Raw genomic sequence first — 26,024 nt, forward strand, 5'->3', positions numbered from 1 at the left:
GAAGCACTCGACGAAGTCCGCCGGGCCGCCTGGAACGAGGCCCGCAAGGCAGCCCGGGCCAACGAGCCCGGACGCGGCCGTGGACGGCCGCCGGCAGGGGCCCCGGCACGCCCCGACAGCGCCCTGGCCGCCGGGGTGAGGAACTCCCGGTACGCGCTGTGGAAGAACCCGGAAAACCTCACCGAGAAACAGCAGGCCAAGCTCGCCTGGATCGTGCAGACCGACCCCAGGCTCGGCCGGGCCTACTACCTCAAGGAAGGACTCCGGATGGTCTTCAAGCTACCCTTCGAGGAGGCTGCCGAGGCCCTGGACAAATGGGTGGCCTGGGCGCGGCGGTGCCGGATCCCCTCGTTCGTGAAGCTGCAGAAGTCCATCGTCAAACACCGGGCAAGCATCCTGGCCGCCATCGAACACGGACTTTCCAACGGGCGCATCGAATCCATGAACACAAAGATCAGACTCATCACCAGGATTGCGTTCGGCTTCAAATCCCCGGACGCACTCATCGCGTTAGCCATGCTCAGCCTCGGCGGCCCCAAACCGGCGCTCCCGGGCCGGAATTAACCCACGGATGAGTCAGGAGAGCCGTTTTTGTGGCCATAAAGCATTCCACCAGGAGAGAGCTGGCCTTTGCTGCCAAGGAACTACATGGTTATCCACATACGCGAATGTGGCGGTTACATGCAGCCCGCAGTCCGGCCATGCTTGGCGAATGGGAATCAGATACTACGCGTATGCATTCGACGGCAACCTGACCGATCAAGCGCTTGCCGATCCTCTCAGCTTTCTCTCCGATGATCCGCTCGCCGATGCATGGGAATTCGAACATGGCGCCACGATCAGCACCCCGACGTTTGAGCAAGCGGTGCCTAAGCGGGACATGCTGTACCTCGACAAAGCATGGCGGCATTTGCAGTGCCTCACTGCACCAGCGGAACCAGACCTGAGCGCCCGTCGTGCCTATCGGATGTTCGAGGGTGCAGTGGTCATGAACGACATGGGTTGGGAGCCTTGGGTGCGGACACTGACCCCACTGGAGGTTTTGGCTGTCGCAAGGGACCTGGTAGATGTCTCCGACGAGGATGTGGAGTTGCGGCTGCGGGAATCGCATTGCTTCAATCGGGACTTTGAGGGTGAGTTCGACTATGTCGTGAGCTACCTTCGGCAGGCGCGAACCTTTACGGCGAACCTCGCTGCCGAGGGACGCGGCATGGTCTACATGATCGGATGACGCGCAGCCAGGCGCTGTCGAATCCAAGCCGCTCGCCAAGTTCGATAACCTGCAACGTCGATTCGTGACCCGCGGCCGGATCCGCCGGATGGAACAGGCCAATCGTGAGGAATCCAAGCTTGCGTAACGGTCGCGAGGAGTCGGGCATAGGTTTCCTTCAAGGATCGGTGTGCGCCTGATGCTCATGATAAGCCGATATTGGCCGACGCCCTGAACCGCTAGAATTCAAGGAAACCACGGACATTCAACGTCTGATTCCGGACAGGCAAAGGAGATGGCATGCCCCTGAGGCGTCTGATTCAGGTCATCACCGGGGCCGTCGCCGCGGCGCTGGTTATCTCGGGGTGCTCCGCTTCCGGGGGTGCGCCGCCGGTGGTGGTCGGTGAGACGAACCGCGGCGGCAGCGCCACCGTGGCCGAGGTGAACGCCTTCACGTCCTTCAACCCTTTCAGTGCCGACGGAAACACGGACATCAACACCAAGATCGGCCACATCACCCACTCCGGGTTCTACTACGTGGATGACACCGAAAAGGTGGTCCGGAACGAGAAATTCGGCCGGATCGAGAAAATCTCCGACAAGCCGCTGAAGGTGAAGTACACCGTCAGTGAGGGTGTGAAATGGTCCGACGGTGAAGCCATCGACGCCGGCGACCTCCTGCTGTCCTGGGCCGCCGGCTCGGGCTACTTCGACGACGCGGAACCCCAGGCGGGGACCGGGACTACGTACTTTTCGGCTGCAGCTGACAAGAGCGGCCTGGCAGCCACCGCACTCCCGGAGATCGGCAGTGACGGGCGTTCCATCACGCTGGAATACGCCTCGCCGTACGCTGATTGGGAAGTAGCGTACGACGTCGGGCTCCCCGCCCATGTTGTCGCCGCTAAAAGCGGCCTCAATGACGAAGGCGATCTTGTTGATCTGATCAGGGACTCGCCCCGGGGCGACACCGAACAGCCCTCGGCCAACGCCCCGCTGAAGCGGGTCAGCGACTTCTGGAACTCCGGCTTCGACGCCAAGTCGCTTCCTGACGATCCTGCGTTGTACCTTTCAAGCGGCCCCTACATTGTCAGGGACATCGTCCCGGACGCCTCGATCCGGCTGGTCCGGAACAGGGACTATGTCTGGGGGCCCGAGCCCTACCTGGATGACATCACTGTGCGGTTCACCGGTGCCGCCGCTACCGCCATCGCCGCCCTCAGGAACGGCCAGGCGGACATCATCGCCCCGCAGCCCTCTGCCGGCACGGAAAGCCTCTTCGACGGACTGGTGGAGCAGGGCAATACCGTCCAGCGCTACAGCCAGTCCGGCTACGACCACCTCGATCTCAACTTTTCGGGACCGTTCGCGGACAGGGATGTCCGGGAGGCGTTTCTGAAGACCGTTCCGCGCCAGCAGATCGTGGATGACGTGGTGGGCGGATTTGTCGCCGACGCGAAACCGCTGGACTCGCACGTCTTCCTGCCACCCCATCCGAAGTATCCGGACGCCGTGAAGAACAACGGTTCGGCCGAATACTCGGACGTGGACATCCAAGGCGCGAAGTCGCAATTGCGGGATGCTGCCCCGACGGTCCGCATCCTGTACAACAGGGACAACCCCAACCGCGTGCGGGCCTTCTCCCTGATCCGCGACTCCGCCCGCCTCGCCGGATTCACAGTTGAAGACGTGGGCCTCGGCAGTTCGGACTGGGCGAAAGCGCTCGGCGGCGGCAGCTACGACGCCGCCATCCTCGGTTCCATCGGACCCGGGGTCGGCGTCAGCCGCGTCCCGCAGATCTTTAAGACCGGTGGCGGCAGCAACTTCAACGGATTTTCCGACGGCGACGCGGACAAAGCCATGGAGCAACTGTCCGGCACTACGGACCTTGCAAAGCAGGACGAACTGTTGGCTGACATCGACAAACGCGTGTGGGAAAGCGCCTACGGGCTGCCGCTGTACCAGACCACTGGAACCGTCGCTTTCAGCAGCCGCGTGACGGATATCAAGCCCAGTTCCGGCCCCTTGGGCGTCTGGTGGAATGTGTGGGAGTGGCGCCTTAAATAGGCCCTCCTGGGGGCTTGTCGCCGTTGTGGGAGCCCGCCCCCGTCCTCGATTCGCAGCATCTCCTACCAACGAGTAACATGTGACTTGCGCAACTTCCGGGCACCGGCTAGTTATTGGCGGTTAACTGGTTACGGTTTAGCAACGGGGTACCAGTATTTGGACTTTGTGCGGTTAGGCTACTCGTATATGTAGGCCACGTCACAGTGGGAACCTGTGACGAGCCTGCCGGGGAGCAAAAGATTTCCCCTGAATATCTCCCACAACTCATAGGAGGCGGAATGCGTTTCACGCGCACTTCCAAAGCACTCGGCATGGTGGCGATCGCTGCCCTTGCCCTGACAGGCTGCGGCGCTGGAGGCGGCAGCAATGATGGTGCCAGCCAGTCGGCCGGCGATCCCAACAAGGTGATCACCGCGTACAGCAACGAACCACAGAACGCCTTGCTACCGGCAAATACGAACGAAGTTTACGGCGGCCGCGTTGTCGAGCTGCTCTTCGAAGGCCTTCGCAGCTACGACGCCGACGGCAAGCCGGTCAACTCGCTTGCAGAGTCCATTGAGTCGCCTGACGCCCAGAACTGGACCATCAAGGTCAAGCAGGGCCAGAAGTTCACGAACGGCGAAGCGATCACCGCCAAGACGTTCGTTGATTCCTGGAACTTCGCCGCGAACTCCAAGAACCTGCAGAACAACGGATTCTTCTTCGAGTCCATCGCGGGCTATGCAGATGTCTCGGCCGTGACCACCGAAAAAGCGGCTGATGGCAAGACCACCACCACGCCGGCGCCCACCGCCGAAACGATGTCAGGTCTGACGGCTACAGACGATTCGACCCTCACGGTGAAGCTGGCACAGCCGGAAGCCGACTGGTCGCTCCGCCTTGGCTACTCAGCCTTCTTCCCGCTGCCGTCCGCAGCGCTGGCGGATCCGAAGACCTTCGGCGAAAACCCGGTAGGCAACGGTCCGTACAAGTTCGAAAAGACCGGTTCCTGGGTACATGACCAGTCGATCTCCCTCGTCAAGAACGCTGACTACAGCGGTCCCCGCGAATCGAAGAACGGCGGCGTGACCTTCAAGTTCTACACCGATCCGGGCCCCGCATACACGGACCTTCAGGGCAACAACCTGGACGTCACCGACGTACTGCCGTCCAACGCGCTGAAGACCTACGTCACGGACTTCCAGGACCGCAACGCCACCAAGGCCGTGGCCACCAACTCCACCCTGAACATCCCGGGTTACAACCCGAACTTCCAGGGTGAAGCCGGCAAGCTGCGCCGCCAGGCACTGTCCTACGCCATCAACCGCGAAGAGATCGCCAAGGTGGTCTTCAACGGCACCCGCACCCCGGCCAAGGCCTTCGCCCCGCCGGTCATCGATGGCTTCAAGGAAGGCCTTAAGGGCAGCGAAATTCTCACGTTCGATGCTGCCAAGGCCAAGGACCTGTGGGCCCAGGCTGACAAGATCCAGCCGTACGACGCCTCCAAGCCGCTGCAGATTGCCTCCAACACCGATGGTGGCAACAAGGAATGGATCGACGCCGTGGCCAACGGCTTCAAGAACAACCTCGGCATCCAGGCCGAAATCCAGCCCTTCGCCAAGTTCGCTGAAGTACTGAACCTGCGCAAGTCCCAGTCCCTCCCGGGCCTGAGCCGCGCCGGCTGGCAGGGCGACTACCCGTCGCTCTACAACTTCCTCGGACCGGTCTGGGCAACGGGCGCATCCTCCAACTACGAGAAGTACTCGAACCCCGAGTTCGACAAGCTGCTCCAGGAAGGACTTGCCGCCAAGACCACCGATGCGGCGAACGACAAGTTCAACCAGGCCCAGGAGATCCTCTTCGAGGACCTGCCCGGACTGCCGCTCTGGGACCAGGCAAAGCCGATCGTGTGGAGCGAAAACGTTGTGAAGGCCGAAACCGGCTGGAATGGCGGAATCCTCTACTACAACATCACGGCCAAGTAGTCTCCAGGATCTAACTTGCCGCCAGGCGAATGGGGGTCCGGCACAACGCCGGGCCCCCATTGTCCTGCACGGCAGGAAGGCACAAATGAAACACCTCTCTTCGCATCCGGAAGGCTGGTGATCCGGTGGTCCGCTTTATTCTGCGACGACTCCTCCAAGTGATCCCCGTCTTCATTGGCACTACTCTTTTGGTTTATTACATGGTCTTCGCCCTTCCCGGCGATCCCATTGCGGCGCTCTTCGGAGACCGCCAGCCCCCGCAGGCAGTCATCGACACCCTGCGCAGCCAGTACCACCTGGACGAACCTTTCTGGGTCCAGTACGGACTCTTCCTGCAGAACCTCTTCACCTTCAACCTCGGCAACGACTTCACCGGCCAGCCCATCGCGGCAAGCTTGGCGAGGGTCTTCCCAGTGACGGCAATGCTCGCCGTTGAAGCACTGGCCATCCAGGCAATCTTCGGCGTAGCCTTCGGCGTCTTCGCCGGTCTCCGCCGTGGCGGCTGGTTTGACTCCACCGTCCTGGTAGTTTCGCTGGTTGTCATCGCTGTCCCCACGTTCGTTCTGGGTTTCGTTTTTCAGCTCGTCTTTGGCGTACAACTCGGGTGGGCGAAACCCACCGTAGGCGCCAACGCCGATTGGGGCAGCCTGCTGCTTCCGGCAGTGGTCCTGGGCCTGGTGTCGTTTGCCTATGTTCTCCGCCTGACCCGCGCCTCGGTCAGCGAAAACATGAATGCCGACTACGTGCGAACTGCCACCGCGAAAGGCCTGTCACGGCCGCGGGTGGTCATTGCACACATCCTGCGTAACTCGTTGATTCCGGTGGTGACGTACCTGGGCGCAAACCTTGGCGGCCTGATGGGCGGTGCGATCGTGACCGAGGGCATCTTCAACGTCCCCGGAGTCGGCAACAAGCTCTACCAGGCCGTCCTGCGCAGCGAAGGCCCCACTATCGTCTCCATCGTCAGCGTCCTGGTGCTGGTCTTCGTGGTGGCCAACCTGCTCGTTGATCTCCTGTATGCCTGGCTTGACCCGAGGATCCGTTATGACCAGTAATAACAGCCACTTTGTGGCGCCCATCGACGAAACTCCGTTGCTGGCAACCGACACCGTCAAGACTGACCAGGCGCCGCTGAGTCTTTGGTCGGACGCCTGGCGCAAGCTTCGCCGTCGCCCGCTGTTCATTATTTCGGCGCTGCTCATCGTGGCACTTGCTGTGGTGGCGCTGTTCCCGGGCCTTTTTTCCTCAGTCGCTCCGAACGACGGCTGCGTACTGGCCAACTCGGAAGGCGGGCCCACGGTCGGGCATCCCTTCGGCTTCACCTTCCAGGGCTGCGACATCTATTCCCGCGTCGTCCACGGAACCCAGGCTTCGCTTTCAGTGGGTCTGCTCTCCGTGCTCTGCGTCCTGGTTATCGGTGTGACCGTTGGAGCCCTTGCGGGCTACTACGGCGGCTGGATCGATGCCGTGCTTGCCCGCCTTGGCGACATCTTCTTTGCGCTGCCCCTGATTCTTGGTGCACTGGTGATCACCCAGTTGCCCTTTTTCCGTGAAAACAAGAGCGTTTGGAGCGTCGTGTTTGTCATTTCGCTGCTGGCATGGCCGCAGATGGCACGCATCACGCGCGGCGCGGTCATTGAAGTGCGCAATGCCGACTTTGTGACGGCCGCCCGCTCACTGGGCGTTTCGAAGTTTGGGGCGCTGGTCCGCCACGTCCTCCCTAACGCCCTGGCCCCGATTATCGTCCTGGCCACCCTGGAACTGGGCGTCTTCATCGTCGCGGAAGCCACCCTGTCCTTCCTGGGCATCGGCCTGCCGCAGAGCATCATGTCCTGGGGCAACGACATCGCGGGTGCACAGGCTTCCATTCGAACCAGGCCGGAAATCATGCTCTATCCGGCGGCGGCGCTGTCCATTACCGTTCTGAGCTTCATTATGCTCGGCGACGCGGTACGTGACGCCCTCGATCCCAAGAGCCGGCAGCGATGAGAGAGAAAGAGATGACTACTCCAGAAATCCACATCGATGAGGCCGGGCATGCGGGAGTGAAGCCGCTGCTGGAAATCCGCGACCTGGCCATCACGTTCACCACCGGCAGCGGTGAAGTCCAGGCCGTCCGCAACGCGCACCTCACCATCATGCCGGGCGAAACAGTGGCTATCGTGGGGGAGTCGGGCTCGGGCAAGTCGACGACGGCACTCGCTGCCATCGGCCTGCTGCCCAACAACGGCCGCGTTTCCGCCGGGCAGATCCTGCTCGACGGCGAGGACATTGCCCACGCCACGGAGCAGCGGATGATCGAGCTGCGGGGCAATACGATCGGCATGGTCCCGCAGGACCCGATGTCCAACCTGAACCCGGTCTGGAAAATCGGCTACCAGGTCAAGGAAACCCTCCGCGCCAACGGCCGGCCCAGTGGACCGGATGATATCGCCCAAGTGCTGTCCGAGGCGGGACTGCCGGATGCCCACCGGCGCGCCAAGCAGTATCCGCATGAGTTTTCCGGGGGTATGCGCCAGCGCGCCCTCATTGCCATCGGGCTGTCCTGCCAGCCGCGCCTGCTGATCGCGGATGAGCCGACGTCGGCACTGGACGTCACGGTCCAGCGGCAGATCCTGGATCATCTGGACACCATGACCACCGACCTGGGTACAGCAGTCCTGCTGATCACCCATGACCTGGGGCTGGCCGCAGAACGGGCGGACAAAGTTGTGGTGATGTACCGGGGGCAGGTGGTGGAGGCTGGTCCTTCGCTGGCGTTGCTCCAGAACCCCCAGCACCCGTATACCAAGCGGCTGGTTGAGTCTGCGCCGTCATTGGCGAGCCGAAGGATCCAGGTCGCCAAGGAGCAGGGTCTCGAAGCGTCAGACCTGCTGGCTCCTGCTGCGGAGGCAGCTGCCGCGGACAACGTCCTGCAGATCCAGGACCTGCGCAAGGTCTACAAGCTCCGCCAGGGGCTGGGGAAAACGACGGACTTCGCGGCCGTTGACGGGGTGAGCTTCGATGTCAAAAGGGGTACCACCACCGCTATCGTGGGGGAGTCCGGCTCGGGCAAGTCCACCGTGGCAAAAATGGTGCTTCAGCTCGAAAAGCCTACGGACGGGAAGATCCTTTTCGACGGCGTCGACTCCTCGCTGCTGAAATCGTCGGAACTCTTCAAGTTCAGGCGGCGGGTGCAGCCCATTTTCCAGGATCCCTACGGCTCCTTGGACCCGATGTACAACATCTTCCGCACCATCGAGGAGCCGTTGCGCGTCCACAGGATCGGCGACAAAGCGAGCCGGGAGAAGAAGGTCCGCGAGCTTCTCGACCAGGTGGCGCTGCCGCAGTCAAGCATGCAGCGGTACCCGAACGAGCTCTCCGGCGGGCAGCGGCAGCGCGTTGCCATTGCCCGTGCTCTGGCACTGGATCCGGAGGTGATCATCTGTGACGAAGCAGTGTCAGCCCTGGATGTGCTGGTCCAGGCGCAGGTGCTGAACCTGCTCGCGGACTTGCAGGCGAATCTCGGTCTGACTTACCTCTTCATTACTCACGACCTCGCGGTGGTCCGGCAGATTGCCGATCACGTGTGCGTGATGGAAAAGGGCAAGCTGGTGGAGACCGGTTCCACGGACGATGTCTTCGAGTCGCCCCAGCAGGAATACACCAAGGCACTGCTCAACGCCATTCCCGGTGCGAAGCTGATGCTTCCGCCCGAAGTGGCCTGATCCGGCCGGAGTATCCCGGGTTAAGGATGGAGCCGGTGCCTTCAGGGCACCGGCTCCATCTTCTCTTAAGGGTCTGTTCGTCGGCTAAGCGCCTGTTCAGTCCGCCGGGGTGGCTGCGGCAGCTGCCACCGGGGCTGTGCCGTCCAGCGGTGAGCCTTCGAGCCCCAGCTGCCTAAGTCTGGCTTCAAGCAGCCCGCCCAGTGACCTGCGGCCTGCGGCATCCATGTGGACGGCATCTGCCAGGTTTTTCGCGAGGTTGTATTTCGACAGCCAGTCGCCCACGCCCACAAAAGGTATGCCGTGCCGGGCCGCCACCGTACCCAGCAGCGCGTCCACCTGCGACCTGCGCCCGCCGCCGTAGTTGGCGCCGCGGGCCAGGGTGCCGATCATGGCCATCCTGGCGCCTGGATAGCGGTCCCGGAGTGCGCCGATCAGACGGTCGGCGTTGGCCACGATCTGGGCATCGGTAGCGCCGCGCGCGGCGTCGTTGCCCCCGCCCTGGATGACGATCAGCGCGGGCGTCCCGTACGGCAGCTTCCAGTCGCCGCGCTGCAAGGCGTCGACGTAGTTGCCCGTATTGCCGTTGGACGCCACGAATCCCGTTCCGCCGAGCCCGCAGAAGTGGACCTTGTAACCAACGGCCGCAAGGCCAAGACGCGGCCAGCCGTCAGTAGGTTCGGATTGGGAATCGCCGATGAGGAGGGCAGTGTGCCGCATGTCGGGCACTACCACCTCGTCACGCCCGCTGGCCGGGTTGCGGTACACAGAACCGGCAGGCAGGCTGATCGGATCGCCGCCGCGGGCCTGGTATGCGCCGGCCGCGGCCGCCTGTGCCGGGGATGGCACGCCGGAACCCGGTGTGGCTGCTGGGGTCTGTCCGCAGCCGCCCAAGAGCGCGGCTACCGCGATTCCAGATGCGACAAAGCGGGTCAGAGCCGAGGCTTTTCGCATCAGGGGTTCTCCGGGCTTGCTGTGGTTATCACAGCAATGATGGGGCATCAAGTCATAAAAATCCAGTGAGCTTGGTCACTCTTTGGGCCGCGGCGCGCCGAAATTACCCGCCGGCCGGACTGGGCCGGTCCAAGATTTTTAGGCCAACAATAGGCTCAGCGTTTAGAATGAGGGAAGGAGCCCTGTGTTATTGGGCTAATCCGTCGTGCGTTCCGGTTGGAAATGTCGCGATACAACAGCTGACTTCACCACTGAATCGAGCAATCACGCATGTCTGAAACCACCACCAACACCGCGGTAGCCACTGCATCGCGCAGTGACCTCCGCAACGTCGCGATCGTGGCCCACGTTGACCACGGCAAGACCACTCTGGTCGACGCCATGCTCAAGCAGACCAACTCCTTTGCCGAACACAACCACCTCGAAGACCGCGTCATGGACTCCGGTGACCTGGAACGCGAAAAGGGCATCACCATCCTGGCCAAGAACACCACCGTGGCCTACAACGGACCGTCCTCCAACGGTGAAACCATCACCATCAACGTCATCGACACCCCCGGCCACGCCGACTTCGGCGGCGAAGTAGAGCGCGGCCTGTCCATGGTAGACGGCGTTGTACTCCTCGTTGACGCTTCCGAGGGTCCGCTGCCCCAGACCCGCTTCGTGCTGCGCAAGGCCCTGGCCGCGCACCTGCCGGTTATCCTCCTCGTCAACAAGACGGACCGCCCCGACGCCCGCATCGAGGAAGTTGTCCACGAGTCGATGGACCTCCTCCTGGGCCTCGCCTCGGACCTCGCCGACGAAGTTCCGGACCTGGACCTGGACAAGATCCTTGAAGTACCGGTCGTCTACGCAGCAGCGAAGGTAGGCCGCGCCTCCCTGGACCAGCCCGCCGACGGCTCCGCTCCGGACAACGAGGACCTTGAGCCGCTGTTCAAGACCATCATCGAGCACATCCCCGCTCCGACATACAACCCGAACGGCGTGCTCCAGGCACACGTTACCAACCTGGACGCCTCCCCGTTCCTGGGCCGTCTTGCCCTGCTGCGCATCTACAACGGCACCCTGCGCAAGGGCCAGACCGTTGCCTGGGCCCGCGCCAACGGCGAGCTCAAGAACGTCAAGATCACCGAACTGCTGGCCACCAAGGCACTGGACCGTGTTCCCACCGAGTCTGCAGGCCCGGGCGAAATCGTCGCCGTCGCCGGCATCGAGGAAATCACCATTGGTGAGACCCTGACCGATGTCGACAACCCGCAGCCGCTGCCGCTGATCACCGTCGACGATCCCGCAATCTCCATGACCATCGGTATCAACACCTCGCCGCTGGCCGGCCGGGTCAAGGGCGCCAAGGTCACGGCCCGCCAGGTTAAGGACCGCCTGGACAAGGAACTGATCGGTAACGTCTCCATCAAGGTTCTGCCCACCGAGCGTCCCGACGCCTGGGAAGTCCAGGGCCGTGGCGAGCTCGCGCTGGCCATTCTGGTCGAGCAGATGCGCCGTGAAGGCTTCGAACTGACTGTCGGAAAGCCGCAGGTTGTTACCCGGACCGTCGACGGCAAGATCCACGAGCCGATGGAACACATGACCATCGACGTGCCGGAAGAGTACCTCGGCGCCGTCACCCAGCTGATGGCCGCCCGCAAGGGACGCATGACCAACATGGCGAACCACGGCACCGGCTGGTGCCGCATGGAATTCATCGTTCCGGCCCGTGGCCTGATCGGGTTCCGCACCAAGTTCCTCACGGACACCCGCGGCGCCGGCATCGCAGCCTCCATCTCCGAGGGCTACGAGCCCTGGGCCGGCCCGATCGAGTACCGCACCAACGGTTCGATGGTGGCCGACCGCGCCGGAGTTGTGACGCCGTTCGCCATGATCAACCTGCAGGAACGTGGCTCCTTCTTCGTACGCCCCACCTCCGAGGTTTACGAAGGCCAGATCGTCGGCGAGAACTCCCGCGCCGACGACATGGATGTCAACATCACCAAGGAAAAGAAGCTCACCAACATGCGTGCCGCTTCCTCGGACACCTTCGAGAACCTGACGCCGCCGCGCGACCTGACCCTCGAAGAGTCCCTCGAATTCGCCCGCGAAGACGAGTGCGTCGAGGTCACCCCGGAGTCCATCCGCATCCGGAAGCTCATCCTGGACGTCAACCAGCGCGCCAAGTCCACCCGGGCACGCGCCAAGGCCTAGTCCCAAATAGCACGTCACTGAAGCTGCCGGTACGGCGGGCGGGAACCCGCCGTCGTGCCGGCAGTTTCTTTTGTGTCAGGAAAGCGTCAGTTGCGGACGCGGGCTAGGCGCCGCTCCGGCGCCGGCGGCACTTCCTTGGCGGCCACCACCAGGTCCAACGGGATCACGACGTCGGCCTTCCGCGTGCGGACCGTGCAGCCGCCGTCGTCAGTGGCCACCAGATGCCCGACGGCGTCCGTCAGGCCGCCGTCGATCCGGTAACGCACTACAACCCGTGTTCCGGGCGCGGCGGTGGCCAGAAACTCTCGGGGCGTAGGCTGGGCGAGACTCACCAGTTCATACTAAGGCGGCCGGCTAGGTTCGCGTGGACGGGCTGGGAGATAATAGGCTCAGAAGTCAATAGTCCGGCCGGTGCCGGATTCAAGTGCCGGCCACTGCCGGGAAATATCGTGGAGAGGCAAGGGACGTGACGTACGTAATCGCGCAGCCGTGTGTAGATGTCAAGGACAAGGCATGTATCGAGGAATGCCCCGTTGACTGCATCTATGAGGGTGAGCGTTCCTTGTACATCCACCCCGATGAGTGTGTCGACTGTGGTGCCTGCGAGCCGGTATGCCCGGTGGAAGCCATCTACTACGAGGATGACACCCCCGAAGAGTGGGCCGACTACTACAAGGCCAACGTCGAATTCTTCGATGACCTGGGCTCGCCCGGTGGCGCCGCTAAGGTGGGCAACACGGGCAAGGATCACCCGATGATCGCCGCCCTGCCGCTGCAGAACCAAGACCACTGAGCCGGGCATCGCGTTGACCGCTGCCGTGAAAAGCTTTGGCCTGAGCCTGCCCGACTACCCGTGGGAGGCCATGGCACCGTACCTGGCCAAAGCCTCTGAGCACCCTGGCGGGGCCGTGAACCTGTCGATCGGCACGCCAGTCGACCCCACTCCCGCTTTAATCCAGGATGCCCTCAGGGCCGCCGCGGACGCCCCGGGATACCCCACGGTCCACGGCACCGTTCCGTTGCGGGAAGCCATTGCGGCGTGGTTCGAGCGGCGCCGCGGCGTCCCCGGCCTGGACCCTAAGAACATTATGCCCACCGTCGGCTCCAAGGAACTGGTGGCGTGGCTGCCGCTCCTGCTCGGGCTGAAGCCGGGCGACGTCGTCGTCCGCCCCAAGGTTGCCTACCCCACCTATGACATCGGGGCTACTTTCGCCGGCGCCACCTCCGTCGCTACCGACCACCTCGACGAGTTGGACGATGCCACCCGCGCACGCGTGCGGCTGATCTGGGTAAACTCCCCGGGCAACCCCACCGGAAGCGTCAGGGATGTTGAGTCCCTCAAAGCGATTGTGGCGCAGGCCCGCGAACTGGGCGCCGTGGTGGCCTCGGACGAGTGCTACGCCGAACTCGGGTGGGGCGCGTGGGACGCACAGCGCGGCGGCGAGCCCGTGCCCAGCATCCTGGATCCGCGCGTTTCCGGCGGGTCCCACGAGGGCCTTCTGGCCGTGTACTCGCTGAGCAAGCAGTCCAACGTGGCAGGTTACCGCGCAGCGTTTGTGGCCGGTGACCCGGCCATCATGGCCAACCTCGTCAACAGCCGCAAGCATGCCGGCATGATCGTCCCCTACCCGGTGCAGGAAGCAATGCGGGTTGCGTTGGGCGACGACACCCATGTCCAGGCCCAGAAGGACCTCTACCGCGGACGCCGGGAGCGACTGTTGTCGGCTTTGCAGGGCTTCGGGCTGGAGATTAAGGATTCCGACGCCGGACTGTACCTTTGGTCCACCGCCGGCGAGAGCACCTGGGACACCGTGGCCCGGCTTGCTGAGCGAGGCATCGTGGTGGGGCCAGGCGTCTTTTACGGCGAAGCCGGCAACGGGTTTGTGCGTGTCGCATTGACGGGCACTGATGAACGGGTTGACGCCGCAGTGGCCAGACTGGCCACGACGCCGTAACAATCATGTGACTCGCACCACAAAGGCGGCATTTTACGGGGGTTTCGCACGCCTCCGATTAGTGACACCCGCAATCGGGCGGTACTTTTTAAGTGACTATCAATGGTGGCTTTCTACAAGAAGGCAGCCCGGGTGTTGGATTCCTGGATGAACAGGGTCACTGCCACGGCTCACCGGATGTTGGATCAAGCTTTCGACAGAGGCCCACGCGCCTCATGAAGGGGACTCCATGACTGAGACCAACAGCGCAACCCTGCACCATGCAGGAGGCGAGCTCAAGCTCCCGCGCATCCAGGTTGTTGAAGGAAACGAAGGCTACGACGTTTCCAAGCTGCTCAAGCAGACGGGCGCAGTCACCTTTGACCCCGGCTTCATGAACACCGCAGCAACCACGTCCGCTATCACCTACATCGACGGTGATGCGGGCATCCTGCGTTACCGCGGGTACCCCATCGAGCAGCTGGCACAGCACTCCAGCTTCCTTGAGGTGTCCTACCTGCTGATCTACGGCAACCTGCCCAGCCCGACGGAACTGGAAGAGTTCGACCAGAAGATCCGCCGCCACACCCTCCTGCACGAAGAGCTCAAGGGCTTCTTCAGCGGCTTCCCGCGCGACGCGCACCCGATGCCCGTGCTGTCCTCGGCTGTCTCGGCGCTGTCCACCTTCTACCAGGACTCCCTGGACCCATTCAACGCCGAGCAGGTGGAGGTCTCCACCATCCGCCTGATGGCCAAGATGCCGGTCATCGCCGCCTACGCGCACAAGAAGTCCATTGGCCAGCCGATGCTGTACCCGGACAACTCCCACAACCTCGTGGAGAACTTCATGCGCCTGAGCTTCGGCCTCCCCGCCGAACAGTATGAGGTTGACCCGGTCATCGCCAAGGCACTGGATCTCCTCCTGATCCTGCACGCGGACCACGAGCAGAACTGTTCCACGTCCACCGTGCGCCTGGTGGGCTCCTCTAACGCCAACCTCTTCGCCTCGGTGTCAGCCGGCATCAACGCCCTCTTCGGTCCCGCCCACGGCGGCGCCAACGAGGCAGTGCTGAAGATGCTCCGCCAGATCCAGGCCGACGGCACCAAGCCCGAGGACTACATGGAGAAGGTCAAGAACAAGGAAGACGGCGTCCGCCTCATGGGCTTCGGACACCGCGTCTACAAGAACTACGATCCGCGCGCCAAGATCGTCAAGGCCACGGCCCACGAGATCCTGAGCAAGCTCGGCGGCAACGACGAGCTGCTCGAGATCGCCATGCGCCTGGAAGAGAAGGCGCTGAACGATGACTACTTCATCCAGCGCAAGCTCTACCCGAACGTGGACTTCTACACCGGCCTGATCTACAAGGCCATGGGCTTCCCGGAGAAGATGTTCACCGTGCTGTTCGCGATCGGCCGCCTGCCGGGCTGGATCGCCCAGTGGCGTGAAATGATCAGCGACCCCAACACCAAGATCGGCCGCCCGCGCCAGCTGTACATCGGCGAACCCGAGCGCGATTACCCGGTCCGCTGACGCCGGAACTGACTAATTAACGACGGCGGCCGCCCACCTTCCAAAGGTGGGCGGCCGTTGTGGTTTCATCGATTGCTCCGTAACGGCCGTTTTGAGCGTCCTAAAGGGCAGTTACGGAGCAATCGATTCTAGGAGCTGTAACCCAGGGGGTTGTTCTTCTGCCAGCGCCAGTGGTCCTCGCACATCTGGTCCACGGTCTTCGTGGTGGACCAGCTCAGGTCGGCCAGGGCGGAGGTGGCGTCGGCCCAGAAGGCCGGGAGGTCTCCCGCGCGGCGTCCGGTGATCTCGTAGGGGATGGGCTGGCCCACGGCCTTCTCGAAGGACCGCAGGACCTCCAGCACGGAGGAGCCCTTCCCGGAGCCAAGGTTCCAGCGGTAGACGCCTGAGCGGTCCGCCACGTGGTTGAGGGCTGCCACGTGGCCTTCGGCGAGGTCGACGACGTGGATGTAGTCCCGCAGGCAGGTGCCGTCAGGGGTGTCGTAGTCCCCGCCGAACACCATGAGCTTGTCGCGGCGTCCCACGGCCACTTGGGCGATGAAGGGCACCAGGTTATTGGGGATGCCCTGCGGGTCCTCGCCGATGCGGCCGGACGGGTGTGCGCCCACCGGGTTGAAGTAGCGCAGCAGGGCAATGTGCCAACGCGTGTCAGCGGCGCCCAGATCGGCGAGGATGTCCTCGATCTGTTCCTTGGTGCGGCCGTAGGGGTTGTTGGCGCCAATCTCCATCTTTTCCACATAGGGGATGGGATTGTGCTCGCCGTACACGGTGGCGGAGGAGCTGAAGACGATGGAGCGGACGTCGTGGCGGTCCATCACCCGGATCAGGTTCAGCGTGCCCACGAGGTTGTTGTAGTAGTACTTGAGCGGTTCGCGGACCGACTCACCAACCGCCTTTAGCCCGGCAAAGTGGATCACTGCGTCGATCGTGTGGGCGGCAAAGACGCCTTCCACTGCGGCTTCGTCCACCAGGTCTACGTTGTGGAATTCGGCGGTCTTGCCGCTGAGTTCGGCTACCCGGCGCAGTGACTCCTCGCTGGAGTTCACCAGGTTATCGATCACCACCACATCGTGGCCGGCTTCCTGCAGGGACAAGACTGTGTGCGAACCGATGTACCCGGTGCCACCTGTGACCAGAATTTTCATGCCCCCACGCTATCCCAATTCCGCGGATGCGTGGATTTAAGCACGGGTGTGCTAAATAATAGAGGTGCCTAAAATTGTTGATGCCGAAGCCCGGCGCGCAGAGATCGTTGAAGCGGTCTTCAGGATCATCGCCGTCGACGGCCTCGAGCGGGCGTCACTGCGGGAGGTGGCGGACGAAGCAGGCCTCGCCGTGGGCTCCGTCCGGCACTACTTCGCCGGCAGTGAAGAACTGCTCAGCCATTCCTTTGCTGCCGTTGTGGACCGGATCACGGGCCGGCTCACCGCGGCATTGCCGGCTATGGCCGCCACTAAACCCGGGACCGGCCCGCATCGTGACGCGGTCTTAACCCTGTTGAGTGAATTTCTGCCGCTCGACGAGGAACGGGCCGTGGACGCCTGTGTGTGGATGGCCTTCAAGAACGCGGCCAGGATCCGTCCCTTCCTCGCGGCCGAGGCCGATCGGAGCCACCGGGAGGTGGCCGCCGTCGTCGGGCAGGTCATCACCGCCCTGGTACCGGACGACGGCGATGGGCAGCAGTCGCTGGCCGTCGAGGCGGAGAGGCTGTTGGCTACGCTGGACGGGCTGTGCATGCACGCCCTCCTGCAGCCCGCCTGGATGACGGCACAGATGTGCCACGACGTCCTGGACCGGCACCTGAAGAGCCTGGCCGCCTGACATTACCGTCCGGTGGCAACGGGAATAGACTGGGAGCCGGGGGAGCGGAACCGGCTGGTCAGGCCGGTACAGGCAGGCCACAGGAGGAGTAGGGATGCATCACACAGGTGGTTCCGGCTGGCAGATCACCACGGATACGTCTGGGCCTCTGATGATCGCGCTCTTCGTCCGTGATGCGGCAGGACTCGACGGCGCCGGCCACCCTGCGTTGTCGCATGCCGCGCCGAAGATCCGACATGCCGACCACTCGCATCTCACTTCCGACGTCGGCGGGCTGAGCGCGCTCAAGACCGAATGGGAAGCCTGGTGGGAGCAGCTGCTGAAGGCACACCCCCAGACGTCACCGGAGCTGTCCCCGCCGGATTTTGGGGAATTCGGGAACTCCCCGGCCCTCCAGCGTGTCCTGCAGGCGCATTTCGGGTCAGCCCTGACCTGGGCACGGGAGCGCCGCAGTGAGTACGTCAGACTGGAAGCCGAACGGGTGGCCAGCGCTTCGGACCAGCTGTTGGGCGACATGGTGGATGACCGCCTGCTGGAGGTCGGCCGGGGGTCACGGGACTTCACCCTGACCATCATCGAACTGCCTCTGAACGAACAGCGGGCGTGGTATGTGGAGCCGGACAAGATCATCATGAGCCATAACCTCATGTCCGCGCCGGAGCTCTTCCGCAGCTACGTCCAGCCCGTGGTGGACATCCTGGTCTGAGGCGGGGCGGTCAGCACCCGGGCCATCAGCAGGCGGCATCAGTACCAGGGCCGTCAGCTGCCGGTGCTGGGCGGTGCCACAGTGATGCGGACCTGGCCGGCGGGCGCGTCGGATTCCTGCCAGCCGCCCTGAGCCTCACGGTCCCAGCTCCGGCCGGCAATATCCACGCGCGTCACGGCCAGGCCCTTGGCGTTGGCAACTGCCCACTGCGCCACGGACCATGCCTGGCTGCCGTCAGCTACCACCACGAGGGATTCAGTTTCCGTGGTGATGGCGAGCGGCCCGTACGCCTGGGCGAGTTCGGTCTCGACGGCGGCGGGGATGCCCGGTTCCTGCGGGGCGCGCAAAGTGCACAGCACGGAGGCGGGCGTCTGGCCGGTCAGGCCGGAGGCGAAGGAGCGGCCCATATCTTCGTGTTGGGCATAGGCGAGGGGGTAGGCCGAACGCTGGACGCGCTGGGCGGCGTCGGTGATTTCCAGGGACTCATAGCCGGGAATCTTGACCAGGGCATCGTAAAAGGCATTGGCAGCATAATACGGGTCCATGACCTCGGCCTCGGTTCCCCACCCCTGCGAGGGACGTTGCTGGAAGAGTCCGCGGGAGTCCGGGCCGGCCTGGTCGCCGTGTGCGATGTTGCGCAGCTTGGATTCCTGCATGGCGGTGGCAAGGGCGATGCTGGCTGCCCGGGGAGGCAGCCCGCGCTGCACGGCAACCGCTGTAATTAGTGAGGCATTAACCGCCTGATCCGTTGCCAGCTCAGCGCTCTGGGTCCCGACGTCGGCCCTGCAGCGCTCCGAGACCAGGGTTTCGGAGCGCTGCAGGAAGGAGACCGCGGTGTAGATGGCGGCGCCCGCCAGCGCCAGGGTAAGCAACAGCACGGTGGGGCGAACGAAACTGCGTCCACGTGCCACGGACGGGTCAGTTGGCGTGGAGGGCGTCGTTGAGTTCCACCGTCTGGCCCTTGCGCGGCAGCGCCTCGACGGCGCCGGTGGTGGAGTTGCGCCGGAACAGGAGGTTGGGGACGCCGGACAGCTCTGCAGCCTTCACGATCCTGGCGGTGTCCTCGCCATTCTCGTCCTTGGGCCCCGGAACGAGCACGCGGGTTCCAGCCGTGACGTAAAGGCCTGCCTCCACCACGGAGTCATCGCCGATGCTGATGCCGACGCCGGAGTTGGCGCCCAGCAGGACGCGCTCACCGATGACGATCCTTTCCTTGCCGCCTCCGGAGAGGGTGCCCATAATCGACGCGCCGCCTCCCACGTCGCTGCCGTCGCCGGCGACTACGCCGGCCGAGATGCGGCCTTCCACCATGGAGGCGCCCAGAGTGCCGGCGTTGAAGTTCACAAAGCCTTCGTGCATCACAGTGGTCCCTTCGGCGAGGTGGGCACCGAGGCGGACACGGTCGGCGTCGGCGATCCGGACGCCGGCGGGCACCACGTAGTCCACCATGCGGGGGAACTTATCCACCCCGTAGACGGTGACGGCACCACGGCGGCGAAGCTTGGCGCGGGTCAGTTCGAAGCCTTCCACCGCGGCGGGGCCGAAGTTGGTCCACACCACGTTGGGGAGCTTGCCGAAGATGCCGTCCAGGTTGATCGTGTTGGGCCGGACCAGCCGGTGGGAGAGCAGGTGCAGCCGGAGGTACGCGTCGGCGGTGTCAGCCGGAGCTTCGTCAAGGTTGATCTGGACGAATACCACCTTCTGCTCGGTCCCGCGGTCAGCGTCGGTGCCGCTCTCGGCGAGCTGGACCAGGGTTTCGTCCGCATTCTCCACGGCACGCAGGTTATCGGCCGCGATGCCCAGCGCGGGCGCCGGGAACCAGACGTCCAGGACGGTGGCTTCGGCATTATCCTCGCCCGTGGCACTTGCGATGGTTGCCAACCCGAAGCCGTAGGCGGAGCGGGCTTCGGAAGTTGCGTTCTGGTCTTTGGGCGCGGCGGAGGTAGCGGTCTCAGTCATGGCCCCAGTGTACCGAGAGGAGGGCGCCGGGTTCGAACTAGACTGGCAACGTGACTGCCGAAACCGCCCCTGAATCGACCACCGTGCCTTTGGACCTCCGCCAGGACGTCTCCGTGCTGACGGCCGCCCTGATGGACATTAACAGTGTGTCCGGGAATGAGACGGAACTGGCTGACGCTGTCGAAGTGGCGCTGCGGGCCATCCCGGAACTCCTGGTGGTCCGCGACGGTGACGCCATCATCGCGCGCACGGAACTGGGCAGGGCGGAACGCGTCATCCTCGCCGGACATCTGGATACCGTGCCGTTGCCGGTTACTGAAGGCGTGCGCGGTACCGTGCCGTCCACGTGGGATTCGGGCATCCCGGGGGAGGGCGTGCTCTACGGACGAGGAGCCACGGACATGAAGGGCGGCGTCGCCGTGCAGCTCGCGCTGGCGGCCACAATGTTCGACGGCGGCGCGGCGCCCAAGCGGGACGTCACGTTCGTGTTCTACGACCACGAGGAAGTGGAAGCGGTCAAGAGCGGACTGGGCCGCCTGGTCCGCAACTACGGCAGCCTCCTGGGCGGCGATTTTGCCATCCTCCTGGAGCCGACCCATGGCACCGTCGAGGGTGGCTGCAACGGCACCAGCCGTTTTGAGGCCACCACGGTGGGCGAGGCAGCACACTCTGCCCGTGCGTGGATGGGCAGCAATGCCATCCACGCAGCGGCACCCATCCTGGCCCGGCTGGCCGCCTACGAGCCGCGGACCATCAACGTGGACGGCCTGGACTACCGCGAGAGCCTCAACGCCGTGAAGATCAACGGCGGCACGGCCGGCAACGTCATCCCGGACCGCTGCATCGTGGAAATCAACTACCGCTTCGCCCCGGACAAGACCCCGGACCAGGCGGAGGCGCATGTGCGCGATCTTTTGGCGGGCTTCGCCGTGGTCCGCACGGACGCCGCCGCCGGCGCCCGGCCCGGATTGAACCACCCTGCCGCCGCGTCTTTCGTGGCCGCCGTCGGAGCCGAGCCGAAACCGAAATACGGCTGGACCGACGTGGCGCGTTTCAGCGAACTGGGGATCCCGGCAGTGAACTTCGGCCCCGGCGATCCGCTGCTGGCCCACAAGGACAACGAGCACGTCGACGCCGACGCCATCCGTGAATGCCTGCGGGCACTCAGGAGTTGGCTCGCGGCGTAGCTCCCCCGAAAGGCAAAAGCACCAACAACAGGCTCCACACAAAAGGTCCGGAACCCCTGAAGGGTTCCGGACCTTTTGCGTGTGCGCGCGTGCTGCTATTTGCGTTCCGTTACGTCCGGTAGTTCCGGTGCGACCACTGCGGTTGGCGCCGGCGCAACACCGCCTGCCGTCTTCGTGGAACCCCGGCGCTCGATCCAGATTGCGAGCCGGGAAACGCAGATGTTGATCACAATGTAGATGGCGGCAGCTACAAAGAAGATGGGGAACAGGAACGCATTGCCCAGGAAGTCCGCCATGACCTGCACTGCGCGCAGAAGTTCGCCGTACGCCACGATGTAGCCCAGGGAGGTGTCCTTCAGGAGTACCACGAGTTGGGCAACCAGCGACGGCATCATGCGGCGGACAGCCTGCGGCAGCTCGATGAGCATCCGGGACTGGAAGCTGGTCAGGCCGATGGTCAGGCCCGCCTCCCGCTGTCCCTTCGGCAGTGATTGGATGCCGGCCCGGATGATCTCCGCGAAGATAGCGGTGTTGTAGAGGACGAGCCCGGCCACTACTGCGACGAAGGAACTCGTCCCGAACACCAGCAGAACGAAGAGCATCATCAGGACAACCGGCATGCCGCGGAGGAATTCCAGGACCACGCGGGCGGGAATCCGGATCCAGGCGACCAGGGAGATGCGCAGCAGGCAGAACATCAGGCCAAGCGGGAACGCGATCACTGCCGCGAGGGCGGCGGCGCTGAGCGTGGCGCCGAGGCCATTGCCGAGCAGCGTCCAGACATCGCCCCGGGTGAAGATCGCCCAGCGGCGACCTTCAAAAATGCCCTGCTGGGCGAGGGTCATGCCAATCCATGCCAGAAGTCCCAGGATCAGCACGGTTCCAACCACGGAACCAATCAGCGATACCCGGCGCGCTTTGGGGCCGGGAACGTCGTAGAGGACTGAAGTCATCGGGCAATCGCCACCTTTCGTTCCACCGTGCTGGCAAGGATGCCCAGCGGAATGGTGAGGAGCAGATAGAAGAACGCTACGCCGAGCAGTACTGCCATGACCTGGTCACCGTTGGCGTTGGCCATCTGGCGGCCGTAGCCGAACAGTTCCAGGACAAAGAACGCGCCGGCGACGGAGGAGTTCTTGACGAGGGCAATCAGGATGTTGATCAGCGGCGGGATCACGGTCCGAAGCGCCTGCGGCAGGATGATGAGATTCAGGACCTGGCCGAAGTTCATGCCGATGCTGCGCGCGGCCTCAGCCTGGCCGAGCGGGACGCTGTTAACGCCTGAGCGGACGGCTTCAGCGATGAAAGCCGCTGTGTAGGCGCTGAGGGCGATGATCGCTGCGACCTCGAACTGCTGGAAGGTCACGCCGAGGCGGGGCAGGACGATCGCCGCGAAGAAGAAAGCAATGGTCAGTGGAGTGTTCCGGAGAATTTCCACGTAGACGGTGCTGAATCCCCGGAGGGCCGCAACGGGGGAAACGCGGGCTGCCGCCAGGAGTGTTCCGAGGATAAGGGCGATGATCCCGGAGACGACGGACAGGAAAAGGGTGCGGAGAAGGCCTTCCCAATAAAGGGGCAGGTTTTCAATGATGACTTCCATAGGATCCTTCGGCTCTGGGCGTAGGGGGTCAAAAAGCAGGCCGGCGGCTTCCGGGGAACGCGGTCAACGAATTCCCCGGAAGCCGCCGTGGCTACCTAGTAGCGCTTGATGGCGGGAAGTTCAGGGGCGGTCTTGATGACCGAACCTGCAGTTGCTTCCCAGGCCTTCTTGTAGGACCCGTCCTTGCCAAACGCCTCGAGCTGGTCATTGATCCAGTTGCGGAACTCGGTGTCGTCCTTCTTCAGGCCAATGCCGTACGGCTCTTTGGTGAAGGTTTGATCCGACGCCAGCTTGAAGGCATCCGGTTCCTTGTCCACAAAGCCGGCCAGGATCACGTTGTCCGTGGTGATCGCTTCGACCTGCTTGTTGCGCAGCGGCTCAAGGCAAGCGGAGTAAGTGGCTGCCGGCACGAGCTCGGCCTTGTACTTGTCCACGATTGTCGCGGCCGGGGTGGAACCGGTCACGGAGCAAACCTTCTTGCCCGCGACGTCCTCAGGCTTGGTGATGGACGTGTTGTCCTTGTTCACCATCAGCGCCTGGCCGGCCTCGTAGTACGGGCCCGCGAAGCTGACAACCTGCTTGCGCTTGTCATTGATGGTGTACGTGGCAATAACAAGATCCACCTTGCCCTGCTCGATGAAGGGTTCGCGGTTGGCTGAGACAGTCTCTGACCATTCGATCTTGTCCGCAGCGATGCCCAGCTTGGCTGCGATCAGCTTGCCCATCTCGACGTCGAAGCCCACCGGCTTGCCGTCCAGGCCCACCTGGCCGAAGAGCGGCTGGTCGTACTTGGTGCCGATCTTGATGGTGCCTGCGGCGGACAGCTTGGCCATGGTGGTGCCGGCGGCAAACGTCGGCTTGTCGGCAACAGTGGGATCGCTGGTGGTGCCGGGCGTGGTGCCGCCACATGCGCTCAGGGACAACGCCAGGGCAGCAGTAGCCGCCACGAAGAACGACTTCCGGCGGGTCATAAATGCCTTCATGACATTCCTTTCATTGATCGGCCGTGGGTCACGGCCTGGGTGCGAACTGGAGTGTGTGTTCGTTGATGGAAAATCAGTGGGTAAGCAGCTTGGACAGGAAGTCCTTCGCGCGGTCACTCTTCGGATTGGTGAAGAATTCTTCCGGCTTGGTATCCTCCACGATCTGGCCATCCGCCATGAAAACCACACGGTCGGCGGCTTTCCGGGCGAAGCCCATTTCGTGGGTGACCACAACCATGGTCATGCCTTCCTTGGCCAGCTGGATCATGACGTCGAGGACCTCGTTGATCATCTCGGGGTCCAGCGCAGAGGTGGGCTCATCAAAGAGCATGACCTTTGGTTTCATCGCCAGGGCGCGGGCGATGGCCACGCGCTGCTGCTGGCCGCCTGAGAGTTGCGCCGGGAGTTTGGGGGCTTGGTGACCCACGCCCACGCGCTCCAGCAATGCCATGGCTTCCTTGTCGGCCTGGGCCTTGGCAACGCCTTTGACTTTGATGGGACCAAGCGTCACGTTCTCAAGGATGGTCTTGTGCGCGAAGAGGTTGAACGACTGAAAGACCATGCCGACGTCGGCGCGGAGCTGGGCCAGCTCTTTCCCTTCCTCCGGCAACACCTTTCCATCAATGCTGATGGTGCCGCCTTCGATGGTTTCCAGACGGTTGATGGCACGGCACAACGTGGACTTTCCTGAGCCTGACGGGCCAATGACCACCACCACTTCGCCCTTGCGGACGTGGAGATTGATGTCCTTCAAAACGTGCAACTGACCGTAATGCTTATTTACACCATTCAGGGAGACGAGCGCATCGCCGGGCACATGAGTAGTCATATAGAAGAATCTAGCGAACATTGGCTGGTTATGAGGTCAATCACGCCAAGTTCGCGCGGATCGTGATTCAAGAGATACCTGCCACAGGCACGCTGGCCTTGGCATTAGCCTTGGGGGATGAGCATCAACGCAGATCCGGCCAAAACTTCCCAGCCGCGCCGTAAGGGGCCCCTTGAACTCCGCCGCAAGCAGGCGGCTGTGGAAATGTCCGACCAGCATCTGCTTGATACCAAAGGCGCAGGACAGTTCGTCCATTCAGACCCCTGGCGTGTCCTCCGGATCCAGAGCGAGTTCGTCGAGGGGTTCGGCGCGCTTGCCGATCTGGGGCCTGCCGTCAGTGTTTTCGGCTCCGCGCGCACGAAACCTGGCAGCCCGTACTACGAAATGGGTATGGAAGTAGGCCGGAAGCTGGCAGCCGCGGGCGTGGCCGTCATCACCGGCGGCGGTCCGGGCTCCATGGAGGCCGCCAACCGCGGCACCGTGGAAGGCAACGGCGTCTCCGTCGGCCTGGGCATTGAATTGCCCTTCGAACAGGGCCTGAACCAGTGGGTGGACCTCGGCATCAACTTCCGCTACTTCTTCGCCCGGAAGACCATGTTCGTCAAATATGCCCAGGGATTCATCGTTCTTCCCGGCGGCCTCGGGACATTGGATGAACTCTTTGAAGCCATGGTCCTGGTCCAGACCCGGAAGGTGACCTCCTTCCCGATCGTGCTCCTCGGCGTCGATTTCTGGGGGCCGATGATCGAATGGATCAAGGGCACCCTCGTGGCCGAGGGAATGGTCTCCGCAAAGGACCTGGACCTCATCCAGGTGGTGGACGATCCCGCCGAAGCGGTGCAACTGGTGCTGCAGGGGACGCCCCCGGTTCCCACCAACGGCGAGCAACGGCCCGAATAGGCCGTCGGCCCATATCTGGCACGATGGGTGCTGTGAGTTTTTTCCTGGTCTACCTCGCCATCGTGCTGATCGCCGCCACCCTGTGGGCAGGCGCCGGTGGCCGCCGCGGCATTCTGCGCAGCCTCCGCCGGGGCAGTGAACCGGCCACCGGCGCCGAGGTCCCGGAGAATCCGATTCTCTACCCGGGGTTCGGGCAGCCGCCCGCCAACCTTCCGCCGGTGCTGCTGCCCGCGGACGCTGCACCTGCCGACGTCGACCGGGTCCGCTTCTCCCTCGGCCTGCGTGGGTACCGGATGGACCAGGTGGACCAGGTCCTCGACGAACTGCGGGACCAGATCGCGGCCAAAGACGAAGAAGTGGGCAGGCTCCGGGCACGGCTGCTGGAATCGGAACGGGCGGCGCACCCGGAGGCCGGAGGTTGAGCACTGACACGGGGGACCGGACGGGCCCGACGGCGTTGATCACCGCATTCGGCGCCC

At 63.6% G+C, this 26,024-nt stretch carries 25 protein-coding genes and 1 pseudogene; 16 read left to right on the plus strand and 10 right to left on the minus strand.

Features of this window, described 5'->3' with window-relative positions; translation table 11 throughout:
* Positions 1-564: ISL3 family transposase (locus tag ACVWY0_RS00005; protein ID WP_485834921.1), on the plus strand; the 564-nt coding region annotated here is incomplete at its 5' end.
* Positions 565-712: 148 nt separating this feature from the next.
* Positions 713-1,231: a DUF1877 family protein gene (locus ACVWY0_RS00010; protein ID WP_485834922.1), complete on the plus strand. Its 519-nt coding sequence runs from the start codon at positions 713-715 to the stop codon at positions 1,229-1,231.
* 1 nt (position 1,232) lies between these two features.
* On the opposite strand, the pseudogene ACVWY0_RS00015 reads toward ACVWY0_RS00010, so the two are convergent.
* Positions 1,233-1,379, minus strand: a pseudogene (locus ACVWY0_RS00015) (LLM class flavin-dependent oxidoreductase); the annotation flags it as partial.
* Between the two features lie 131 nt (positions 1,380-1,510).
* Here ACVWY0_RS00015 and ACVWY0_RS00020 point away from each other — a divergent pair.
* The 5 genes from ACVWY0_RS00020 (at position 1,511) to ACVWY0_RS00040 (ending at position 8,945) form a co-directional block, all read left to right on the plus strand.
* A complete protein-coding gene (locus ACVWY0_RS00020) occupies positions 1,511-3,274 on the plus strand; it encodes an ABC transporter family substrate-binding protein (RefSeq protein WP_485834923.1) in 1,764 nt (587 codons plus the stop codon).
* Between the two features lie 278 nt (positions 3,275-3,552).
* Positions 3,553-5,238 (plus strand): peptide ABC transporter substrate-binding protein, encoded by a 1,686-nt coding sequence (locus tag ACVWY0_RS00025; RefSeq protein WP_485834924.1) that lies wholly within the window; start codon positions 3,553-3,555, stop codon positions 5,236-5,238.
* 125 nt (positions 5,239-5,363) lie between these two features.
* Positions 5,364-6,293 (plus strand): ABC transporter permease, encoded by a 930-nt coding sequence (locus tag ACVWY0_RS00030; RefSeq protein ID WP_104062121.1) that lies wholly within the window; start codon positions 5,364-5,366, stop codon positions 6,291-6,293.
* Positions 6,283-7,227 (plus strand): ABC transporter permease, encoded by a 945-nt coding sequence (locus ACVWY0_RS00035; protein ID WP_485834925.1) that lies wholly within the window; start codon positions 6,283-6,285, stop codon positions 7,225-7,227. Before ACVWY0_RS00030 ends, ACVWY0_RS00035 begins: the two co-directional genes overlap by 11 nt.
* 11 nt (positions 7,228-7,238) lie before the next feature.
* On the plus strand, positions 7,239-8,945 hold the full coding sequence (locus tag ACVWY0_RS00040) for a dipeptide ABC transporter ATP-binding protein (RefSeq protein WP_485834926.1): 1,707 nt from the start codon (positions 7,239-7,241) through the stop codon (positions 8,943-8,945).
* 96 nt (positions 8,946-9,041) lie between these two features.
* Here ACVWY0_RS00040 and ACVWY0_RS00045 read toward each other — a convergent pair whose 3' ends face one another.
* On the minus strand, positions 9,042-9,896 hold the full coding sequence (locus ACVWY0_RS00045) for an SGNH/GDSL hydrolase family protein (protein WP_485834927.1): 855 nt from the start codon (positions 9,894-9,896) through the stop codon (positions 9,042-9,044).
* Positions 9,897-10,166: 270 nt separating this feature from the next.
* On the opposite strand from ACVWY0_RS00045, the gene typA reads away from it, so the two are divergent.
* Positions 10,167-12,095, plus strand: coding sequence for a translational GTPase TypA (gene typA / locus ACVWY0_RS00050; protein WP_058931842.1), 1,929 nt, complete (start codon positions 10,167-10,169; stop codon positions 12,093-12,095).
* A gap of 86 nt (positions 12,096-12,181) precedes the next feature.
* Here typA and ACVWY0_RS00055 read toward each other — a convergent pair whose 3' ends face one another.
* Positions 12,182-12,427 carry a putative acetyltransferase gene (locus tag ACVWY0_RS00055; protein WP_485834928.1) on the minus strand — a complete coding sequence of 82 codons (246 nt, stop codon included), beginning with the start codon at positions 12,425-12,427 and terminating at the stop codon, positions 12,182-12,184.
* Between the two features lie 134 nt (positions 12,428-12,561).
* Here ACVWY0_RS00055 and fdxA point away from each other — a divergent pair, with 134 nt between their 5' ends.
* The 3 genes from fdxA to ACVWY0_RS00070 all read left to right on the plus strand — a co-directional run bounded on the left by fdxA (position 12,562) and on the right by ACVWY0_RS00070 (position 15,563).
* Complete coding sequence (gene fdxA / locus ACVWY0_RS00060; protein ID WP_056344030.1) at positions 12,562-12,888, plus strand: ferredoxin; 327 nt, start codon at positions 12,562-12,564, stop codon at positions 12,886-12,888.
* A 13-nt stretch (positions 12,889-12,901) separates the two neighbouring features.
* Positions 12,902-14,050 carry a succinyldiaminopimelate transaminase gene (dapC, locus tag ACVWY0_RS00065; RefSeq protein ID WP_485834929.1) on the plus strand — a complete coding sequence of 383 codons (1,149 nt, stop codon included), beginning with the start codon at positions 12,902-12,904 and terminating at the stop codon, positions 14,048-14,050.
* A 229-nt stretch (positions 14,051-14,279) separates the two neighbouring features.
* Complete coding sequence (locus ACVWY0_RS00070; protein ID WP_485834930.1) at positions 14,280-15,563, plus strand: citrate synthase; 1,284 nt, start codon at positions 14,280-14,282, stop codon at positions 15,561-15,563.
* Between the two features lie 128 nt (positions 15,564-15,691).
* On the opposite strand, the gene galE is transcribed toward ACVWY0_RS00070, so the two are convergent.
* Positions 15,692-16,705 carry a UDP-glucose 4-epimerase GalE gene (gene galE / locus ACVWY0_RS00075; RefSeq protein ID WP_485834931.1) on the minus strand — a complete coding sequence of 338 codons (1,014 nt, stop codon included), beginning with the start codon at positions 16,703-16,705 and terminating at the stop codon, positions 15,692-15,694.
* Positions 16,706-16,769: 64 nt separating this feature from the next.
* On the opposite strand from galE, the gene ACVWY0_RS00080 reads away from it, so the two are divergent.
* Together ACVWY0_RS00080 and ACVWY0_RS00085 are read left to right on the plus strand one after the other, a co-directional pair.
* A complete protein-coding gene (locus ACVWY0_RS00080) occupies positions 16,770-17,381 on the plus strand; it encodes a TetR/AcrR family transcriptional regulator (RefSeq protein WP_485834932.1) in 612 nt (203 codons plus the stop codon).
* A 94-nt stretch (positions 17,382-17,475) separates the two neighbouring features.
* Entirely contained in the window at positions 17,476-18,087 is a 612-nt protein-coding gene (locus tag ACVWY0_RS00085) for a hypothetical protein (protein WP_485834933.1), read from the plus strand.
* Between the two features lie 53 nt (positions 18,088-18,140).
* Here the strand turns inward: ACVWY0_RS00085 and ACVWY0_RS00090 are convergent, their stop codons facing one another.
* Both ACVWY0_RS00090 and dapD read right to left on the minus strand, forming a co-directional pair.
* On the minus strand, positions 18,141-18,998 hold the full coding sequence (locus ACVWY0_RS00090; protein WP_485834934.1) for a transglycosylase SLT domain-containing protein: 858 nt from the start codon (positions 18,996-18,998) through the stop codon (positions 18,141-18,143).
* A 7-nt stretch (positions 18,999-19,005) separates the two neighbouring features.
* Positions 19,006-20,046: a 2,3,4,5-tetrahydropyridine-2,6-dicarboxylate N-succinyltransferase gene (gene dapD / locus ACVWY0_RS00095; protein ID WP_485834935.1), complete on the minus strand. Its 1,041-nt coding sequence runs from the start codon at positions 20,044-20,046 to the stop codon at positions 19,006-19,008.
* 50 nt (positions 20,047-20,096) lie between these two features.
* Here dapD and dapE point away from each other — a divergent pair, with 50 nt between their 5' ends.
* A complete protein-coding gene (gene dapE, locus ACVWY0_RS00100) occupies positions 20,097-21,233 on the plus strand; it encodes a succinyl-diaminopimelate desuccinylase (RefSeq protein ID WP_485834936.1) in 1,137 nt (378 codons plus the stop codon).
* Positions 21,234-21,328: 95 nt separating this feature from the next.
* Here dapE and ACVWY0_RS00105 read toward each other — a convergent pair whose 3' ends face one another.
* The 4 genes from ACVWY0_RS00105 to ACVWY0_RS00120 form a co-directional block, all read right to left on the minus strand.
* Positions 21,329-22,186 (minus strand): amino acid ABC transporter permease, encoded by an 858-nt coding sequence (locus tag ACVWY0_RS00105; protein WP_485834937.1) that lies wholly within the window; start codon positions 22,184-22,186, stop codon positions 21,329-21,331.
* Positions 22,183-22,833, minus strand: coding sequence for an amino acid ABC transporter permease (locus ACVWY0_RS00110; protein WP_056343998.1), 651 nt, complete (start codon positions 22,831-22,833; stop codon positions 22,183-22,185). Before ACVWY0_RS00110 ends, ACVWY0_RS00105 begins: the two co-directional genes overlap by 4 nt.
* A gap of 95 nt (positions 22,834-22,928) precedes the next feature.
* Positions 22,929-23,816 carry a glutamate ABC transporter substrate-binding protein gene (locus tag ACVWY0_RS00115; RefSeq protein WP_485834938.1) on the minus strand — a complete coding sequence of 296 codons (888 nt, stop codon included), beginning with the start codon at positions 23,814-23,816 and terminating at the stop codon, positions 22,929-22,931.
* A 73-nt stretch (positions 23,817-23,889) separates the two neighbouring features.
* Positions 23,890-24,645 (minus strand): amino acid ABC transporter ATP-binding protein, encoded by a 756-nt coding sequence (locus ACVWY0_RS00120; RefSeq protein ID WP_056343993.1) that lies wholly within the window; start codon positions 24,643-24,645, stop codon positions 23,890-23,892.
* Between the two features lie 117 nt (positions 24,646-24,762).
* On the opposite strand from ACVWY0_RS00120, the gene ACVWY0_RS00125 reads away from it, so the two are divergent.
* Complete coding sequence (locus tag ACVWY0_RS00125; protein ID WP_485834939.1) at positions 24,763-25,545, plus strand: LOG family protein; 783 nt, start codon at positions 24,763-24,765, stop codon at positions 25,543-25,545.
* 23 nt (positions 25,546-25,568) lie between these two features.
* A complete protein-coding gene (locus ACVWY0_RS00130) occupies positions 25,569-25,967 on the plus strand; it encodes a DivIVA domain-containing protein (RefSeq protein ID WP_485834940.1) in 399 nt (132 codons plus the stop codon).
* Positions 25,968-26,024 lie beyond the last annotated feature (57 nt).

The sequence above is a fragment of the Arthrobacter sp. UYNi723 genome (genome assembly GCF_054057635.1).